Origin of the sequence: Lunatimonas sp. (assembly GCF_020832325.1) — a bacterium.
Classification (GTDB): Bacteria; Bacteroidota; Bacteroidia; order Cytophagales; family Cyclobacteriaceae; genus Lunatimonas.
This window is the reverse complement of record NZ_JAFIEU010000035.1, coordinates 1-14,911: the sequence shown is the minus strand read 5'-3', so window position 1 is coordinate 14,911 and position 14,911 is coordinate 1. Positions and strand designations below refer to the sequence as shown.

The 14,911-nt window shown below is 47.7% G+C and carries 12 protein-coding genes; 1 reads left to right on the top strand and 11 read right to left on the bottom strand.

The window, feature by feature from the left end; genetic code table 11:
* Positions 1-75: 75 nt before the first annotated feature.
* Entirely contained in the window at positions 76-2,250 is a 2,175-nt protein-coding gene (locus JJU34_RS12755) for a S9 family peptidase (protein WP_228692763.1), read from the bottom strand.
* Between the two features lie 256 nt (positions 2,251-2,506).
* Between JJU34_RS12755 and JJU34_RS12750 the strand changes: the two genes are divergently transcribed.
* Positions 2,507-3,496: a D-alanine--D-alanine ligase gene (locus JJU34_RS12750; RefSeq protein WP_228692762.1), complete on the top strand. Its 990-nt coding sequence runs from the start codon at positions 2,507-2,509 to the stop codon at positions 3,494-3,496.
* 48 nt (positions 3,497-3,544) lie between these two features.
* On the opposite strand, the gene metK is transcribed toward JJU34_RS12750, so the two are convergent.
* The 10 genes from metK to JJU34_RS12700 all read right to left on the bottom strand — a co-directional run bounded on the left by metK (position 3,545) and on the right by JJU34_RS12700 (position 14,327).
* Positions 3,545-4,801 (bottom strand): methionine adenosyltransferase, encoded by a 1,257-nt coding sequence (gene metK / locus JJU34_RS12745; protein WP_228692761.1) that lies wholly within the window; start codon positions 4,799-4,801, stop codon positions 3,545-3,547.
* A gap of 115 nt (positions 4,802-4,916) precedes the next feature.
* On the bottom strand, positions 4,917-5,591 hold the full coding sequence (locus JJU34_RS12740; RefSeq protein ID WP_228692760.1) for a hypothetical protein: 675 nt from the start codon (positions 5,589-5,591) through the stop codon (positions 4,917-4,919).
* 194 nt (positions 5,592-5,785) lie between these two features.
* On the bottom strand, positions 5,786-8,746 hold the full coding sequence (gene secDF / locus JJU34_RS12735; protein WP_228692759.1) for a protein translocase subunit SecDF: 2,961 nt from the start codon (positions 8,744-8,746) through the stop codon (positions 5,786-5,788).
* Between the two features lie 130 nt (positions 8,747-8,876).
* A complete protein-coding gene (locus JJU34_RS12730) occupies positions 8,877-9,248 on the bottom strand; it encodes a hypothetical protein (protein ID WP_228692758.1) in 372 nt (123 codons plus the stop codon).
* 125 nt (positions 9,249-9,373) lie between these two features.
* Positions 9,374-9,988, bottom strand: coding sequence for a uridine kinase (gene udk, locus JJU34_RS12725; protein WP_228692757.1), 615 nt, complete (start codon positions 9,986-9,988; stop codon positions 9,374-9,376).
* A gap of 37 nt (positions 9,989-10,025) precedes the next feature.
* Positions 10,026-10,607, bottom strand: coding sequence for a non-canonical purine NTP diphosphatase (locus JJU34_RS12720; protein WP_228692756.1), 582 nt, complete (start codon positions 10,605-10,607; stop codon positions 10,026-10,028).
* A 165-nt stretch (positions 10,608-10,772) separates the two neighbouring features.
* A complete protein-coding gene (locus tag JJU34_RS12715; RefSeq protein ID WP_228692755.1) occupies positions 10,773-11,261 on the bottom strand; it encodes a GAF domain-containing protein in 489 nt (162 codons plus the stop codon).
* Between the two features lie 18 nt (positions 11,262-11,279).
* Entirely contained in the window at positions 11,280-12,338 is a 1,059-nt protein-coding gene (ribD, locus tag JJU34_RS12710) for a bifunctional diaminohydroxyphosphoribosylaminopyrimidine deaminase/5-amino-6-(5-phosphoribosylamino)uracil reductase RibD (protein ID WP_228692754.1), read from the bottom strand.
* A 6-nt stretch (positions 12,339-12,344) separates the two neighbouring features.
* A complete protein-coding gene (locus tag JJU34_RS12705; RefSeq protein WP_228692753.1) occupies positions 12,345-13,187 on the bottom strand; it encodes a DUF4382 domain-containing protein in 843 nt (280 codons plus the stop codon).
* A gap of 84 nt (positions 13,188-13,271) precedes the next feature.
* Positions 13,272-14,327: a carbohydrate-binding family 9-like protein gene (locus JJU34_RS12700; protein WP_228692752.1), complete on the bottom strand. Its 1,056-nt coding sequence runs from the start codon at positions 14,325-14,327 to the stop codon at positions 13,272-13,274.
* Positions 14,328-14,911 lie beyond the last annotated feature (584 nt).

Genomic DNA, 14,911 nt, shown 5'->3' with positions numbered 1-14,911 from the left:
TTTGCAAATAAAAAACAAAACCTCCCGGAAACACGTGGTTCCTGGAGGTTTGAAGGGTACTAAAGGCAGTATTTCTTAGAGTTTTCGCTTGATAAAGTCGGTCATGAGATGATATAGGTGCCAGGTGGTGTTTCCGCCTCCTATCCCATGGTTTCGGTTGGGGTAGTAGAAGGTTTCAAACTGTTTATCTGCTGCCACGAGTGCATTCAGCAGGTCCACGCTGTTTTGGAAGTGAACATTGTCATCGCCGGTGCCGTGAATCAGCAGGTAGTTTCCGGTCAGTTTATTCACATGTGTAATAGGGCTGTAATCATCGTATCCTTTGGCGTTCAGTTGGGGAGTTTGCAAATACCGTTCGGTGTAGATGGTGTCGTAATACCTCCACGTGGTTACAGGTGCCACCGCTATGGCGGTTTTGAACACATCGTGGCCGAGCATAAGTGAAAGGGAAGACATGTAGCCCCCGTAGGACCAACCCCAGATTCCAATGCGGTCCGGATCGACGAAGGATAGTGCACCGATGTGTTTTGCTGCGGCTATCTGATCTTCGGTTTCTAATTTTCCTAAGTTGGCATAGGTGAGGTGCTTAAAGTCTCTTCCACGTCCTCCCGTGCCGCGGTTGTCCACACAGGCAATCAGGTAGCCTTCAGCGGCTAGGTGTTGATGCCAAAAGTCCCGGATTCCGCCCCAGGCATTTCGTACATTCTGCGACCCCGGGCCTCCATACACATACATCAGTACCGGGTATTTTTTTGATTCGTCAAAATTGGCAGGTTTGATCAAATAGCCATTGAGGGAAGTACCGTCCACCGTGTTGAAGGTGAAGAATTCCTTTTCGCCCAGGGCAAACTCCGCTATTCGATTTTGGAGGTCTTCGTTGGTTTCTAAGACCTTGATGGTCTTTCCGGATGCTTCGTGCAAGCTAACCTGCAAAGGCGTCAATGTCGTACTGTGGTTACTGATGTAATACTTGAAGTCCGGACTCATATTCGTGCTGTAAGATCCCGCCTGAGGGCTGAGTCGTTTCTTTCCGGTTCCGTTTAGGTTGATCACATACAGGTGTCTTTCCATGGGGGATACCTCGGTGGATTCGAAATAAATCTTTTTATTTTTTTCATCCACGCCTATCAAGTTGGTTACTTCCCAGGAACCGTCTGTAATTTGACGGATCAGCTTGCCATCCATGTCGTAGTGGTATACATGTTTGTAGCCATTTCGCTCTGAGGTGGTGATAAAGCTCTTGTTATCGCTGAGGTATTGCAGGTTGTCGTTGTAGTCTAGGTCTACGTAGGTGGCGGATTTTTCACTCAGGATGAGCTGGCTAGTACCTGTCAAGGCATCTGCGTGGAGGAGATCCATCTGGTTTTGGAGGCGGTTCAGTCGGATAAAGGCCAGGGTCTTGTTATCTCCAGTCCAATAGATACGGGGTAGGTAGATGTCTTCCTCTGGACCGGCGTTCATTTTTTGGGTTTTCCCTCCATTTAGGGCGTATACGTGAATACTTACCTGGGCGTTTTTCTCACCTGCTTTTGGGTATTTGAAGAGGTAGTCTTTGGGGTACAGGTCTCCCCAGATTTGCATATTGAAAACCGGTACTTCGGTTTCATCAAACCGGATAAAGGCAAGCTTATCTCCTTGTGGCGACCAGGCGAAGGCCTGTGCCATCGAAAATTCCTCTTCGTACACCCAGTCGGCGGCACCGTTGATGATTTCGTTGGTTTTGCCATCGTACGTCACTTGGGTGATACCGCCAGTCTTCAGGTCCTTATAGAACAGGTTGTTGTCCTTTACATAGGCCACCTTGGTGTTGTCAGGCGATAGGGTGGCGTAAGAGACTTTTTCTCCTTCCAGAAGAGGCTGAATGGTACCGGAAGCCATATCTAATACGTGATACACCGCCTTGGAAGACCTGCGGTAGATGCGCTCCACATCGGAACTGAGTAAGGCAAAGGTTTCATCTGGGCTAAACGAATAACCAGAGAATGTAATCCCCAGTTTCTTTCCATCGACCAACACAGCTTCTTCTTCGCCTGTAGCAATGTTGATCTTGACAACCTTGGCACCTCCGTCTCTGGAAAGGGAGCTGTAATATTTGCCGTCCTTCATCCAATTGATCCCATACACCGCCTTTTGGCTAAATGTGGAGGACTTGAAGACGTCTTCCAGTGTTATTTTTTTCTTCTGCTGGGCTTGGAGGCCTATTGAGGCGATCATACACCCAAGCAACAGGATAGGTAATATTCGGAACATAGTATACGTTTTTGCTTCCAAAGATAGCCAATAGTTCCTTTGCGGAAAATGATTCACGGGACGAAAGGCAGCTGCCTTGGAGGTAGGTTTTCCAAGTGGCCTCTTTTTGGCATACTTCGCATAATTAATTGATGCATTGCCCGTATTTTTAACTGAAATTCCAGTAATTCGCAAGTTATTACTGTGTACAAGTTGTGGCGTTTGAGTTAATGGAAAGTGAGATTCCATTCTTCCACCTAAGAACAATGATGATCAAATGAAAACGAAAATTGCTTTGGTTACCGGTGGGTTTACCGGTGAGTCTGTGGTTTCTTTGAAAAGTGCCGCGGTAGTGGAGACGCAGTTGGATGAGCGTATCTATGAAGTATACAAGATATTTATATATCCCGAGGATTGGTATTACCTGACTCCGAACGGCGATCGGATATCGGTGGACCGAAACGATTTCTCCCTGACCATTGACGGTGAAAAGGTTACGTTTGACGGGGTATTCAATATCATACACGGTTCTCCTGGTGAAGACGGAAAGCTTGCCGGCTACCTGGATATGCTGGATATTCCCTACACGACCTGCGATCCGGCTACCTCCGCGATCACCATGAACAAGGGGTACACCAAGGCCATTGTGGAGAGCATTGAAGAGCTGCATGTGGCCCGTTCCCTTCAGTTGTTTGGAGATCGTCCGGAACACGTAGCGCGAGTAGCCGGTGAGTTAGCTTTTCCGGTATTTGTTAAACCGAATAACGGTGGGAGCAGCATAGGAATGAGCAAGGTGGCAGATGTTGCAGGCCTGGGAGAGGCACTGGAAAAAGCCTTTAGAGAAGACGCTCAGGTGCTGGTGGAGGAGTTCATTACCGGCAGGGAGTTTTCGGTAGGTATGTATAGGGTTGCTGGCGAGGTTGTGGTGCTACCTGCAACGGAGATCATAAGTTCGAAGGAGTTTTTTGATTTTGAAGCAAAGTACACGCCTGGAGTTTCGGAGGAGATTACACCGGGACGCATGAATGCCGAGGAGGTGGATCGGGTGGGGCGAATTGCCAAAGCGGTTTATGAGCGCTTAAACTGCCGGGGTGCGGTGCGCATGGATTATTTTTTGGAAAAGGATACCGGGAGGTTCTTTTTTATAGAACTGAATACGGTACCCGGCCAAACAGAGACCAGCCTGATTTCCCAACAGGTGCGGGCGGTAGGGAAAACCATCCGAGAATTTTATACGGAGCTTATTGAGAGTATGTGGGGGGGCTAAAAAAAAGGGCCGGTTTCGCATCAGAAACCGGCCCTTGTTAGTTCAGCATCAGGCAAGGCCAAATGCTTTTTTGATCTTATCCACATGGTCGAGTTTCTCCCAAGTGAAAAGCTCTACGCTAAGTGTCAGCGAGGCATTGTCCGGAGAGTAAAAGGTTTTGGTGACCACCTCGTTTTCCCTTCCCATGTGTCCATAGGCGGCAGTTTCTTCGTAGATTGGGAAACGGAGTTTTAACCGTTGCTCGATCGCATATGGACGCATATCAAACAAGCGTTCGATGATTTTTGCAATTTCTCCGTCGTTCATCCCCACTTTCGAGGTTCCATAGGTATTGACATAGATGGCCATGGGTGCCGCTACACCGATGGCATACGAAACCTGTACGAGCACCTCGTCCGCCACGCCGGCAGCGACCATGTTTTTAGCGATATGGCGGGTCGCATAGGCCGCGGACCGGTCTACTTTAGACGGGTCTTTTCCGGAGAATGCGCCTCCTCCGTGGGCCCCTTTGCCTCCGTAGGTATCTACAATTATTTTGCGGCCTGTGAGGCCCGTGTCTCCGTGAGGCCCTCCGATCACAAATTTTCCTGTGGGATTGATGTGGTATATGATGTCTGAGGTAAACAAGCGCTGCAAGGATTCCGGAAGTTGGGATTTTACCCGAGGGATAAGGATATGTATCACATCATTTTTGATCTTTTCCAGCATTTCCGGCTCGGGGCCAAATTCATCGTGTTGGGTGGAGACCACGATGGTGTGGATCTTTTCAGGCACATTGTTATCGCTGTAGACGATGGTCACCTGGGCTTTTGAGTCGGGGCGCAAATAGGTAATCTCCTTGTTTTCTTTTCTCAGCACAGCAAGTTCTTTTAACAACCGGTGCGAAAGATCCAGCGCGAGAGGGATGTAATTTTCCGTTTCATTGGTGGCATATCCAAACATCATCCCCTGATCGCCGGCACCTTGTTCCTCCGGGTGTGCCCGTTCTACGCCTTGGTTGATATCGGGGGATTGCTCGTGGATGGCAGAAAGTACACCGCAGGAGTTGCCATCAAACATGTACTCGCTTTTCGTATAGCCGATCCGGTTAATGACATCACGGGCAATTTTTTGTACGTCTAGATAGGTGGATGACTTCACTTCACCCGCAAGGATCACCTGACCTGTAGTTACCATGGTCTCGCAGGCCACCTTGGCGTTAGGGTCAAAAGCTAAAAAGTGGTCTATAATCGAATCTGATATTTGATCTGATATTTTATCCGGGTGCCCCTCAGACACGGATTCTGAGGTGAATAAGTATGCCATAAAATGCTTTTTTGGAATTAGTCCGTAAAGTTACATTTAAAGGCCAAATTTAAAAACTTATTGGCGTTGCACAGGCAGCATTCCAACTATTTCAGGATGCCCCAAAGGCTATGGTTCAAGCGGATCTCTTTGCTTGCAGGTAGTCAGGAATATAAAAGGCCACTCCGAAAACCAAGAACATCAACCCCGCAAAAAACTGAACGAATATCTGAATGAATCCCAGGTCATACAGGTTACTTGGAAAGAACAGGCTGGAGAAAAAATAGAAAATGAAACTCTCACCAAACGAGAACAACACAAAAGTAGCGATCCAAAAATAGGGTAGGGACAGTAAATTGTGTTCTTTGTACTTGCTTTGACGGATGATATCTTTGAAGAAAATCAAAGAGAAGAAAAGAATCAGTCCATTGCCAAACATTTGACTATAGCTTTGAATCATAACGTTAGCTGGTTGAAGAAAGAGACTGATTACCAAGCTGGACACTAAAAAGACTACCAACGCAAGCAAAATCTTGTCCTGAATCTGACAACTGAAAGGGAGATAGTAGAAAAATACCAGCATGGTCGCAACCCGCAAGTGCACGAATAGGAGGTTATACAGTAGGAAGCTGTCCAGGTTAATTTCGACTGCGACTTTCCAAATTACCTCGGCCAAAAAGGTAAGCATCAGTACCCCAAACACCACTTTGTGGGTCCGCTTGTATTCCTCTCTTGGTCTGCCCAATAAGAAGTAAATGGCAGAGAAGATTAAACCGAAAAAGAGACAAAATTGAAAGAGATTTCCTTGCATACAGCTACCTTGCTTGACTAATGCAAGTTAAGTAGGGAAATTCACTCACCCAATACCCTGATCGGGGTATTTTTTATTGTAAAAATCACATAGAATCATCGAAAAAGGAAATATTAGGGTGGTTTTTCAAATGCTAAAAAAAAAGCTGGTACATCATGTACCAGCTTTTTGTGTTCTTGAAGATGCAAAGAAGGTTAAGCGATTTTTTTCGCAGGCTCTTTGCTTTCATTTTCAATTTCCCGTTTCATAAGGTCTACCACCACAGGAGTAGCAATGTATATAGACGAATAAGTACCCACGAGAACTCCGATCAACAAAGCGAAGGAAAATCCCCGCAGTACCTCACCGCCAAACACAAGCAAGACCAATACCACGATCAGCGTAGTGGCAGAGGTAATCAAGGTTCGGGCCATGGTTTGGTTGATAGCGTCATTAAAGAGGGCTACCAATCTGTTGGTTCCTTTATTGGCGATGTTTTCACGAATACGGTCAAATACAATCACGGTATCGTTGATTGAATAACCGATTACAGTCAGCACTGCTGCGATAAACACTTGGTCAATTTCAAACGTGGCTCCAAATGCACTAGCGATGGCGAACGCAGCAATAACAAAGCAGGTGTCGTGTATCAGCGCAATAATAGATGCCAGTGAGAACTGCCATTTTCTAAACCTCAACAGAATGTAAAGGAAGATCGCAACAAGGGCAAAAAACATGGCTTCCATGGAAGATGCTTTGATGTCATCGGCCACTGTTGCCCCCACTTTGTTTGATCCTGTAATGGCAAAGTCTCCACTTGAAAGTTTGGTAGCATCCGTGATGAAATTAAAACCGGTGACCGTGGCGATGCCTTCCTTCACCCGAGTTTCCACCTCGCGGTTTGCCTCGTCCGAGTCCTCATTGATCAAGTAAGAGGTAGTCACCTTCAATACGTTATTAGCGCCATACGTTTTTACTTCTACCGCTCCTTCAAACTCATTATCCAACCCTACTTTCAGGTCAGAGGCAGGAACTGCTTCGCTAAACTCCACGATGTAGTACCGACCACCGGTAAAATCTACACCAAACTTCAGACCGTTAAAAACAGCGATCAAAAGGCCTAGAACGATCACACCTGTAGAGATCAGGTAGGCAAACTTCCGTTTGCTCAGAAAGTCTATGTTGAGGCTGCTGAGTAGGTTTCCAGAGAAGGGTGTTGAGAAGGAAACCTTGCTCTGATCGCCTTTTTTGCTCATCCAGTGCACAATAACCCGAGTAATAAATACTGCCGAGAAGAAAGATGAGGCGATACCGATCATCAATACGATGGCAAAACCTTTTACCGGGCCTTGGCCCAGGGCATACAGGATGGCACCTGTAAGGAAAGTCGTCACGTTGGAGTCAAGGATGGCGCTAAATGCCTTATCGTATCCCGCGCTAATGGCCTGAAGCATGCCTGCACCGTTTCGAAGCTCTTCTTTGATACGTTCGAAGATCAATACATTGGCATCTATGGACATACCGATTGTCAGCACAATACCGGCTATACCGGGCAAGGTCAGTGCGGCGCCAAGCTGTGCCAAGATGCCCAAAATAAAGAAGATGTTAAACAGCAGGGCTGCAATGGCGACAAATCCACCCTTCGCGTAGTAGGCGACCATGAAAAGTACTACCAGTACCAAGCCCGCAATCATCGAGTTGACCCCTTGTCTGGAAGCTTCTTTGCCCAAGGTGGGACCGACAATGGCCTCTTCTACGATTCTGGTAGGGGCAGGCAGTGCGCCGGATTTCAGGATATTGGCCAAATCCTTGGCTTCTTCAATGGAGAAATTACCGGTGATTTCGGACTGCCCGGATGGGATCTCCCCTTGCACGGTGGGTGCGGTGTACACGTAATCATCCAATACTACGGCTATTCTCCTTCCGATATTTTCGCCGGTTAGCTTTCGCCACCTTCTGGCACCATCCGCATTCATCTGCATACTTACAGCAGGTCTGGATGCTTGGTCATACGATTGACGGGCATCTGTGATCACGTCGCCTTCCAAAGGAGCCTGGTCCGAACCTCTGGGAGCTTTGATAGCATGCAACTCCAACAATTCCATGTTGTCTGCACGCTGAGGCTTTACAGACCAAAGCAAACGAATGTCTCTGGGTAGGATGGCTTTCACGTCCTCCCGGTTTAGGATTCGGTTGATGGCAAGGGTGTCCCTGATTTCGTATACGAGGCCGTAGTTTGCTTTAAGCAAAGAGAAAAGCGGAGAAACCTCCAGTCCCAAATCATCATCAGCGTCGCTGCCTTCTGCCAATTGACGGGCAAGGTCACTTTCCAAATCGGTAGTATCCGATAGCGCCGGGCTACTTTCGCTGGCAGGTTTATTGGCGCGTGCCTCGGCTACCAAGACAGCGTTGACTTGTTGGAGTGCGTCTCCGAATTCGTTAATCTCTGCTACTTCCCAGAATTGAAGCTTGGCAACACCTTGAAGAAGATTACGGACACGTTCTTGGTTGTCTACGCCTGGCAGCTCGATTTGGATTCTTCCCGAGCCTTGGATTCGCTGAATATTGGGCTGTGAAGTTCCGAATCGGTCAATCCTTGTCCGAAGGATGTTAAACGATCGTTCGATCGCATTTTCCACCTCGGTATCGATGACGTTAAGGATGTCAGCATCGGAAGTCTCCAGTGAGATACGGCCTCGGTTAGCGGCTGTGGCGAAGATAGTATTGAGGTTCTTTCCTCCAGATACTTCCCTCCACGCTTGCGCAAAGAGGTTTACATACCGGTCATTCGTTGTTTTTGCCCGCTCAGAGGCTAATTCAATGGCTTGGTTAAACTGCGCGTCTTTGCTGTTGCCTGCAAGGCCGCGTACGATTTCCACTGGAGATACCTCCAATGTCACGTGCATACCGCCCTGAAGGTCTAGGCCAAGGCCCAACTCCGTTTGTTTTACCTCCTGATAGGTGAATCGAAAGCCGAGGAAGTTGTATACGGGCTCTCTCCATACGGAATCCAGGTAGCTTTGTCGCTTGGCAAAGTCCACGTTTCCGGATGCATCCATAGCATACTCGGTAGCCCTTTTTTGGACCCCGTTTGATACTAGGGTAAACGATAAGTAATACAGACACAAGGCTGTGATTATTACCGTAAAAAACACAATTACGCCTTTATTTTGCATGGGTATAGGTAATAGTTTATAACTGATTGTTTGGTGAAACTCGGTATGAATGGCACAGGAATGTACGGGCAAAAATACCCATCGGATTTCCCGGGCAGGATTAAATGCTCAGCGCGAAAAGGAGGGTTGTTTAGGGCGCGTTCGCCGATACGATGTGTTCAAAAAGGACTTCCAGAAAACTGTTAGGAAGTGCCAGGAAGTTGGTGCTAAAAAAAGTTGCGGGTTTCTGTGGGGTGGTGAGTTCGTATATGAAATGTAGCACATGCTCTACCGCCACCATCACAAAGGGCACCACTGCATCTACAGCAGTATGAATAAAGGTGGTGTCTTTTTCGTTACTACCCGCATCGTCCGTCTCGCCCAGCACCTGATAGGTGCTTACCCCTTCCAACTCAGCCGTGTGAACGAGGTAATCCGCGCTAGACACCAACGCACAGAAAGCCACTACCATCAAAATGGCAAGTCGTTCTCTCCAGAGCTGGTATGTGTCACGCTGATTCATCGGGTGCAAATATATAAAAAAATATCAAGATCAAAGCAGGAAGTCGCTGAATCTTAATCTTTTTGTGGGCTATGAATCAGCAAGTTAGTCAATTTTGGATGTTGTTTCTAATGATTCCGGGAGAGTTAGACCTTCATTTTTAGGAAAGATTTGATCACATCAAGGGCTTTTTCGAAGCCCCTGTTGTTTGGCACGATGAGGTCCGCATCGTGTTTGAAGGGCTCGATGTATTTTTCGTATGTCGGCATAACGTGCATCTCATAGCGGTATAGTACGTCGTCTAGATCGTAGCCCCTTTCCACTTTGTCCCGCACGATTCTGCGCTTTAATTTGATATAATCCTTGGCATCAATAAAAACCTTCAGATCCAAAAGCTGGGCAAGTTCCGGGTAATACAGCACAAAGATACCCTCCACCACCACTACCGGTGCTGGTCTAAACTCAAGTGTCTTGGGGGTTTTGTTGGGATTGTTGAAGGTGTATTCTTGGCGGTATACGGTTTCACCGTGTTGGATTCTACGGATGTCGTCTGCATACTGCTCAAAATCTATAGAGTGGGGGGTGTCGAAATTGTGGATCCCTTTCGAGTCCACCGGCTGAAGGTGCCGGGGTTTGTAATAATTATCCTGGGATATAAGACAAACCTGATCGGGCTCAAAAGCATTCAGGAGTTTATCCAAAAATAAGGTCTTTCCCGAGGCACTGCCTCCCGTAATCCCGACAATAAAGGGTTTCTTCATGGGGGACAAATTTAAAAATTATTTTTTAACGGTCTGCCTAGCTTTCACGAAGTAAGAATTGAGCCAATAGTTCTACCGCCTTACCGCGGTGACTGATGGCATTTTTTTCTGCCATGCTAAGTTCTGCAAAAGTCTGGTTGTAGCCCTCGGGAACAAATATAGGGTCGTAACCAAATCCACCGGTGCCGGAACGTTCGGTGGTGATCCTTCCAGCCGCTTTTCCTTCAAATTGATATTCCTTGTCTCCTAAGATTAAGGCAATCACTGTCCGGAATGCGGCGCTGCGGTCTTCGATACCTGTCAGTTTTTCCAGTAAGAGAGTCACGTTCCGCTCATCGCTTCGTGGTTCTCCCGCAAATCTTCCTGAATATACACCCGGAGCGCCGTTGAGGGCATCGACCTCCAGACCGGTGTCATCTGCAAAACAGTCCACTTGGTAATGCTCATGTAGGTAACGGGCTTTTTGAAATGCATTATGCTCCAGCGTGTCGCCAGTCTCGGGTAGTTCTTCCGTGCAGCCGATATCCTTTAGGGATAGAATCTTAATTTTGTCACCCAACGCAGCACGGATTTCTTCCAGCTTTTTAGCGTTGTTGCTGGCGAAGCAGATTTGTCGCATCTATCTAGGTTAGTTATTTAGTGGATGGTCTGATTTTTTTTCTTGGAGAAATTTTGACAGCAAGGTACGCATCCTACGGGAAGTTTTACCAGGCAACCAAGCTGAAATTACCAAAAATCCCGAAGGATAGCACGGGATTTCAGGGAGCTAAGGTACCTGTCTACATCAAAGGCAGTGCTTGGCGATGATCTCATTTGCCAGTTTTTCGAGGTAGTGGCTGTCTACATCGTCAAATGCGTCGAGATTTGCAGCATCCACATCCAGAACCATAGCCACGGTTCCTTTATGCACTATTGGCACGACGATTTCTGATCGGGAAGCCGTGCTGCATGCTATATGCCCTGGGAAGGCATCCACGTCCGGTACCAGGATGGTTTGTTCCTCTTTCCACGCGGTACCGCATACTCCTTTGCCAAAGGCAATTCGGGTACATGCCAGGGGACCCTGAAAGGGACCCAATACCAGTTCTTGGTCCTTCACAAGGTAAAAGCCAACCCAAAAAAAGTCAAATGAGGTTTTTAAAACCGCACTGATATTCGCCAGATTTGCAATGAGATCTGTTTCGGATTTAACCAATGCCTCTATCTGAGGCAAGAGAGACTCATACAGTTCGCTTTTTGATGCGGTTTTGGGAATAAAAATTTCTTCTGCCATAGACTTGCCCAGTGGGCATTAAAGGGTGTGGGGAGCTGGAGGTGATACCAAGGCGCTATGTAGGAACAGGTCCAGTCGATCGTCCTGTATGCTTCGGGTTTCAAATGGAAGCCTGTCGGTCTTGGGTGCAGGTATCCCAGCTCCAAATTCGATATTTCCCGTAAACACCCTCGCTTCGTCCCAAAGTTCCCTGGAAATAAACTGTTGAAGCAAATGGCCTCCTCCTTCTATGATTAAGCTTTGGATTTTTCGATTGTGAAGGTCAGTCAGCAGGTTTTCTAACGAAAAATCCTGTTTCATCTGCACAAATTCAAGGTTATCGGATGCTTCCGATTTCACCAGGTTGTAGCAAAGGGTAGGCTGACTTTGGTCAAAGAGAAAGCTATTAGGGTCTAGCGTGAGGTGTTTGTCAATCACAATCCGAACGGGGTCCCTCCCCGCCCAGTCTCGGACATTCAGTTTGGGGTTGTCGTAATGGGCCGTTTTTGTACCCACCAAAATGGCGTCTTCTTCTGAACGCCAGCGGTGTACCAACTGACGGCTGAGTGGGTTGCTGATCCATTTGCTGTCATAATTGGGTCTCGCCACGTAGCCGTCCCGTGTCTGTGCCCATTTGAGGATCAGGTAGGGACGTTTTTTTTCCATCGCAGTAAAAAAGCGCCTGTTTTGCCAGCGGGCTTCTTGCTCTAGGATACCGGTGATGACCGAGATTCCCGCCGCTTGTAGGATAGCTATCCCTTTTCCGCCTACCAATGGGTTGCTGTCTTTTGCCGCAATGATAACTTCTTTCACTTTTTTGGCTACCAGTAGATCGGCACATGGCGGGGTTTTGCCGTAGTGAGCACAGGGTTCCAAGGTAACATATACCGAAGATCCCTCCAAAAGTGCGGAATCCTCTACAGCAGCTACAGCGTTGGGTTCCGCATGTGGGCCACCATATACTGCATGGTATCCCTCTCCGATGATTCGCCCGTCGCGTACGATCACGCAGCCTACCAAGGGATTGGGGCTTACCGTTCCTGCGCCCCATGCGGCAAGCTCCAAGGCTCGCCTCATGTATATTTCATGGTGTTCCATGCGTTCCTAAGGGGTTGGTGTGGGCCGGGGAGAAAGAGGGAAGTTGCCGAGTGTGTACACCGAATCCGCTGCCACCGCAATGGAAAAAATACTGTCTAGGTGTGTAGCCCGGGGTTGGATATGGATGCGGTAGGTCGCAGGACTCAGTCCTCTAAGCCGAAACTCCCCGTTTGTCGCACTCAGTGTAGCCAGTGTATCGGTGCCGGTAATCGCGAATATATAGGGTCTTGCATTTGCCGGTTGTATATTTCCACGGAGCTCGCTGCGGTTTTCCATGGAAAAGGCGCGTAAGCTTGGCACCAAGCTGTAGCCTCCCGAAGTGTTCCGTTGGATAGATTTAGCCAAGTTAAAATCGATGTATATATCCCATGCAAACCCTGCGCTAGCCTGAAGCGCCACATCAACGGTTAGGCGGTCATTGATGTTGGGAACGGATTGCAACATTAGCTGCTGCCCGTCTTTCACCAGATAATGATTATCGCCCAGTGCCAGCCTGATTTTGCTCACTTGCCCTGCCCGCACTTCTTTTCTGCCCAGGAGCAGCCGTTGACTGCCTACTAAGTCAGAGACCTTCACCATTTTATTAGCGGGGGTGTAGGGGATGTAGGACCAATCTGCATTTTCCAATCCGCGGGTACCAGCGGGTAGAATTTCCACCCCCAAAACCTCTAGCCACACCTCGTCAAAGTCGCCGGGAGCATCTATTAGCAACACATTTATCAACGCCTTTTCGTTGGCGTCCATGTTTTCACAGGCAGGTGCGACAACTCCTACGCCCAAAAGAAGCGCAAAAAACAAGGCGAAATTCAATGGGCTCTTAGGCCGGTAAGTAACTTGGTGCGGCATCATGAATTGAGGTAACCGAATATTGGTTCAACGCAAAAATAGCAGTTTCGTTGGTAACCGGCCTTCACTTCGCCCATTTAGTTGCCGTTACTGTCTCCATACCCGACCATCCTCGACGATATGCCATCTTTTCCCAGCCTCTTCTAGAGAAGGAAGGGAAATTTTAAACCGAGTCTTGGATACTTCAAATTCGGGGTCCGCCGCGGGTTGGTCCATGTGAAGTTCTTCAGCACTCAATGCATACCGCTGATGTTCCCTGAAGAATGCTTTCTGGGCATGGTAATAGGCCCTCAGTTGGGTTTTGACTCCTTCGTCAGGTCTCTGTTCAAAAGCTACAGTCCCGCTGCCCACTTCCTGCTCGCTGAACTGCACATAGCCCCATCGGTCTGGAATGTGCATGTTGATTGCTCCTATGGGCGACCAAACCCAATTATCTTCAGGGTAGGCTTTTCCAGTTTCGGGATTGATGACTTTTCGATAGGTATTGTCTACCACTTCGAGTTGCCATTGTACGCGGGAAAAATTTATTCTCCACTGATTTCCATCCTTGGGTGTGCCGTACGACAGCGACGACCAGGGAATGGCCATCTCTACTGACCAGTAGTCGTCAATGTCGCTAGGATCATTCAGCGTACCCTCCAAGTGTACGGCATATTCGAAACCGTTGATGTTCCAGCCATTGAGCGGCTTGCCTCCGTCCTTATAGGGTTTGGTTAGCAGTAGGTCCCAGAGCGTTCCCAAGGCGTTGATTTCCCACTCGTAATAATTGTGCGTATCACCATTTGGATCCAAAAAGACTTCGATGTCGTTTTCGTGGAATATCACCGATTCAGGCTCGGTATAGGTGGCCCACAGATGAGGTTCGTCCAGCTTGACACCAATGTAAAAAAAGTCCTCGTCCCACATCATTTTCATTCGGGTCAGGTGGGCCGGTTTTGGGCGGATATCCCCTTCTATGTCAACGAAGGCCTCTGACCACAGAGCTAATTTCCAATGTTTATCGTCTAGTTTTCCGTCAATTTGAGGTTTTTCGGGCGTTTGGTAGGCCACATAGCTGCGTGGGGGAGTGTTGGTTTGTCCCCAAGCCCACGGGCTGATCCAAAGAGTAAGAAACAAGTAGAGAAAGGTTGGTTTTGCATGCATGGAATGGGTGTGCTAATAGTTTAGATAGAAAGTTAACTTGGCTGTTTCCAGCAGGCTATTGATGGGTTTACTTGGTCTTTTTTGAGAGAGCGGTCATGGTGTTGCTTCTTCTTGTTAAAAGACACCTTTATGTCTTTTTTAGGCCGTTTATAAAATCGGATACGCAACGCATCGGTGTATTCAATAGATTTAACGCCATCGGTAGTCCAGTATTTTCCGATTTTGCTGGTAAAAGTAAGGTAAAAACAGTCAGAAAGCAGCAATGAGTTTTACCTGTTTTCTGCTTTAATGGATAAATGGTATGTCAATGAATAGAAAATCCCTCCGTTGGTTTGCAAGTTTGGTATTTCTGCTGGGCAGTGTGGCTTGTGGGGGAAGTATGGAGCAAAAGCAAACGTGTGCCGAAACTCATTGCCCATAAAAAAAGCTATGAAACAATGTCCCATAGCTTTAGTCAATTAACAATAAACCCAAAATAACCTGCTGTAGGAGAAGGATTCGAACCTCCACGGGGCAGTTAGGCAAAACACGAGCTCCATGTTTGCTTTGTCCTTAGCTCCCCACCCCCGAGACCGGAGGGCATG